Origin of the sequence: Marinimicrobium sp. UBA4509, from assembly GCF_002388575.1 — a bacterium.
GTDB lineage: Bacteria > Pseudomonadota > Gammaproteobacteria > Pseudomonadales > Cellvibrionaceae > Marinimicrobium > Marinimicrobium koreense.
The window spans coordinates 36,556-40,571 of record NZ_DGMV01000043.1; the positions used below are offsets into that span (position 1 = coordinate 36,556).

Sequence of the window (4,016 nt, forward strand, 5' to 3'; positions counted from 1 at the left end):
AGCGAAGCGCATCCGCCGTTACCAAACTCCGAATACCACCCTTTAAAAATGCAGATTCAACGACGCATAAGGCCCGCTCAATTCCACATCGGCGGTCACGTCTTCATTGATCTCCAGGTTCATCTGCCGGTAGCCGACTTCGATACCCAGATCCAGCGCCATAGAGTCAATAAAGTCATAAGCCACGTTGACGCTCATGTCGCTCAGGCTGTTGTCGTCGTAATTGATCACGTTCGCCTGGCCGCCCACAGACAGGCCGGTCAACGGCAGATCAAAACGGGCCTTGCCGTACACCATGGGAATGGCTTCATCCAACACGACGTTCTGAGAATTGCCGACCGTTTCGCTTTCGGCCTGTACATAGCCATCGAATTTTCGGATGGTCAGGCCCAGGTCAAAGCTCACCCAGTTATCCAGTAATTCATAATACAAAGTGCCATCGATATGGGTCAGGTCAACGTCTGTGGCCACTTCGCCGGGGGTAAAAGTCTCGCCGTCCAGGGTGAAGGTGTCGACGATGGTGGCCGACTGAGAGCTGCTCAGGTCGGTGTGCTGAAGACGCACATTGGGAAGCAGCGGAATCGGGTGTTCAAACGCGACGTAAAAGAAGTTGTTGTCGCTTTCGTTCAGGCCCAGCTCGTTGACATCAATATCGTTATTGGCATCACCGATGACGCCGGAGTAATCGCTTTGCCATTGGCCAGCGCCCGCGTATACGCCGAGAAAATCCGCTGAGGCGAGCGGTGCAGCCAGCATCAGACCACTTGCAAGCATTACTTTTTTCATAACATCGTTCCCATTGTGTTGGTTGGGTGAATGGACTGCCCCGTATCTTAGCAGAGCAGGCTACAAAAAGTGTGACGCAGAGCAAATCAGCGCGGCTGGGTATTATCCCTGTAATAACTGCAGGAAGACTCGCGCGGCATTGTTCAAGCTGCGTTGTTTGTGATGAATGGCCCCGAGGTTGCGGGTGATCACCGTGTGGTCCAAGGGCAAAGGGTGTACTTGACCATCACCCAGCAGAGTCTGCGGTAGCACTCCCCAGCCGAGGCCAATCGAAACCATCATCTTCAGGGTGTCGAGGTGGTTGGTCACCATGCCCACATCAAGCGTCAGGGACTGCTCGTCGAACAGCGCCTGAACGAGTCGGGTGGTATAGGTGTTGGTATCCGGCAAAATCGCCTGCCAGGGGCTGAGATCCGCCAATGTCAGGGACTTTCGCTGGGCCAGGGGGTGATTGTGCGACACCACGAAGTGCAGTTGGTCGCGCCAGATGATGTCCTCGGCCATGCGAGGGTCCGATTCCGGCGCCAGGGTGACAATGCCCAGGTCAAAGCGTCCTTGCAGCACTTCCCCATAGGCCTGCTCAGAATCCAGAAAATGCAGATCCAGTTTCACCTCGGGGTAGCGCTCGGTGAAGTGGCGAAGGGTAGGGGGCAGGCGGTGCAGGCCGATGTGGTGACTGGTGGCAATACTCAGCGCGCCGCGCACCTCGCCCTGAAGGTCGGTAATGGCGCGTTCGGCGTCCGCCACCTCCTGCAGGATCCGCTTGGCATTGGGCAGTAACGATAAACCGGCATGGGTGAGACTGATCTGCCGGCCCACCCGGTCGAACAGGGGGCTGTTCAGTTGTTGCTCCAGGGTGGCGATGCGCTTGCTTACGGCGGGCTGGGTCAGGTGCAGGCGTTGGCCGGCGGCGGAAAACGAGCCGGTTTCGGCGACGGCGACAAAGGCTTGCAGGTGTTGGGTATCCATAAGCTGTCAGTCTATCCATTCCAGAATGGAATGCAATAGATAAAAATTATAAATTTGTTTTATTGGTTGTGGGCCCTTAAAATACCCTCAAATCGTGATCTGCTTTGAGAAGACAACCCTTATGAGCGCCAGAACCCTTTACGACAAATTGTGGGATGCCCACCTCGTGCAAAAGCGCGACGATGGCTCCGCCTTGATCTATATTGATCGGCACATCATCCACGAAGTGACTTCGCCCCAGGCCTTTGAAGGCCTGCGCTTGGCGGGTCGTAAACCCTGGAGGGCCGATTCCATCCTGGCCACGCCGGACCACAACGTCCCGACCACCTCGAAAGAGCGGGCCTCGGGCGTGTCCGGTATTCAGGATCCGGTGTCCCTGATCCAGGTGAAAACCCTCGACGACAACTGCGACGAGTACGGTATCACCGAGTACAAGATCAACGATCAGCGCCAGGGCATTGTGCATGTGATCGGGCCGGAGTCCGGCGCCAGTCTGCCGGGTATGACCATCGTCTGTGGCGACTCCCATACCGCCACCAACGGTGCCTTGGGTGCCTTGGCGCACGGCATTGGTACCAGTGAGGTGGAGCATGTGATGGCCACCCAGTGTCTGGTCGCCAAGAAAATGAAGAACATGTTGATCCGGGTCGACGGTGAACTCGGCCCCGGTGTCACTCCGAAAGATGTGGTCTTGGCCATCATTGCCAAGATCGGTACTGCCGGCGGTACGGGCTATGCCATCGAGTTTGGTGGCGATGTGTTCCGCAATATGAGCATGGAAGGGCGGATGACCGTCTGCAATATGGCCATCGAAGCCGGTGCCCGCGCGGGCATGGTGGCGGTGGATCAGACCACCATCGACTATGTGGAAGGTCGGCCCTACGCGCCCAAAGGTGAAAACTGGACCAAGGCCGTGGAAGCCTGGCGCGACCTCAAAAGCGACGAAGGCGCCCACTTCGACCGCGTGGTGGACATGCGCGGTGAGGACATCAAGCCCCAGGTCAGTTGGGGGACCTCGCCGGAGATGGTGGTGTCCATTGACGACTCTGTGCCGGACCCGGAGGCGGAAGCCGACGCGGTCAAGCGCGAAAGCATGAAGCGGGCTCTGCAGTATATGGGGCTTCAGGCCGGGCAGCCGATGCGCTCCATCAAGCTCGATCGGGTGTTTATCGGCTCCTGCACCAACTCCCGGATTGAAGACATTCGGGCGGCGGCCGCGGTGGTCAAAGGCAAACGCAAAGCCGATTCAGTCAAGGAAGCGATTGTGGTGCCGGGCTCCGGTACCGTGAAAGCTCAGGCGGAAAAAGAAGGCCTGGATAAAATCTTTATCGACGCCGGTATCGAATGGCGCGAGCCGGGCTGTTCCATGTGTCTGGCCATGAATGCCGACAAGTTGGGTGCCGGAGAGCACTGTGCTTCCACTTCGAACCGAAACTTCGAGGGGCGTCAGGGCTACGGCGGTCGCACCCATCTGGTCAGTCCAGCCATGGCCGCGGCGGCCGCCATTGCGGGCCACTTTGTCGATGTGCGTGAAATTACTGGAGGGCAGGCCGCATGAAATCCTTTACCCAGATGACCGGAATCGCGGCGCCCATGGATCGCGCCAATGTCGATACCGACATGATCATCCCCAAGCAGTTTTTGAAGTCGATCAAACGCACCGGGTTTGGCAAAAACCTGTTTGACGAACTGCGCTACCTCGACGAGGGGCAACCGGATCAGGAGTGCACCGGGCGCCCGCTCAACCCGAAATTTCCGCTCAATTTTGAGCGCTATCAGGGTGCGACGGTGCTGCTTGCCCGGGAAAACTTCGGCTGTGGTTCCAGTCGTGAACACGCGCCCTGGGCGCTGGACGATTACGGCTTCCGATGTGTGATCGCGCCGAGTTTTGCGGAGATTTTTTACAACAACTGCTTCAAGAACGGTCTTTTGCCGATCGTTCTGGATGCGAAGGTTGTCGACCGCCTGTTCAACGAGATGTATGAACAGGAAGGGTATCAGTTGACCATCGATCTGGAGCAGCAGACGGTCACCACACCGAGCGGCGAGTCGTTTGCATTCGAGATCGATGAGTTTCGCAAGCACTGTCTGCTAAATGGTCTGGATGATATCGGTCTGACGCTTGAGCATGCCGATGCGATCGAGGCCTACGAAGCGCAGCGCCGCAAAGACGCCCCCTGGCTTTTTGACGGATTGCGGTAAAGAAATAGCTGGGTGACGGCGGATGCGCGCTTCGCGCTTATCCACCCTTGTATCTGTCC

4 protein-coding genes are annotated in these 4,016 nt (G+C 57.4%); 2 read left to right on the top strand and 2 right to left on the bottom strand.

Annotation, left to right across the window (positions count from 1 at the left end):
- Positions 1 to 42 precede the first annotated feature (42 nt).
- A complete protein-coding gene (locus tag B3520_RS06660) occupies positions 43 to 786 on the bottom strand; it encodes a TIGR04219 family outer membrane beta-barrel protein (protein ID WP_024460393.1) in 744 nt (247 codons plus the stop codon).
- Between the two features lie 102 nt (positions 787 to 888).
- Positions 889 to 1,755, bottom strand: a complete 867-nt coding sequence (locus tag B3520_RS06665; protein WP_024460392.1) for a LysR family transcriptional regulator — start codon at positions 1,753 to 1,755, stop codon at positions 889 to 891.
- 121 nt (positions 1,756 to 1,876) lie between these two features.
- Between B3520_RS06665 and leuC the strand changes: the two genes are divergently transcribed.
- A complete protein-coding gene (gene leuC, locus B3520_RS06670) occupies positions 1,877 to 3,313 on the top strand; it encodes a 3-isopropylmalate dehydratase large subunit (protein WP_286806848.1) in 1,437 nt (478 codons plus the stop codon).
- On the top strand, positions 3,310 to 3,957 hold the full coding sequence (gene leuD / locus B3520_RS06675) for a 3-isopropylmalate dehydratase small subunit (RefSeq protein WP_286806846.1): 648 nt from the start codon (positions 3,310 to 3,312) through the stop codon (positions 3,955 to 3,957). The genes leuC and leuD overlap by 4 nt, the downstream gene beginning before the upstream one ends.
- Positions 3,958 to 4,016: the final 59 nt, after the last annotated feature.

What these genes read in the sequence shown, in the direction of transcription:
- leuD (WP_286806846.1), top strand. Translation starts at nt 3,310, where the DNA reads ATGAAATCCTTTACCCAGATGACCGGAATCGCGGCGCCCATGGATCGC.
- B3520_RS06665 (WP_024460392.1), bottom strand. Translation starts at nt 1,755, where the DNA reads ATGGATACCCAACACCTGCAAGCCTTTGTCGCCGTCGCCGAAACCGGC.
- B3520_RS06660 (WP_024460393.1), bottom strand. Translation starts at nt 786, where the DNA reads ATGAAAAAAGTAATGCTTGCAAGTGGTCTGATGCTGGCTGCACCGCTC.
- leuC (WP_286806848.1), top strand. Translation starts at nt 1,877, where the DNA reads ATGAGCGCCAGAACCCTTTACGACAAATTGTGGGATGCCCACCTCGTG.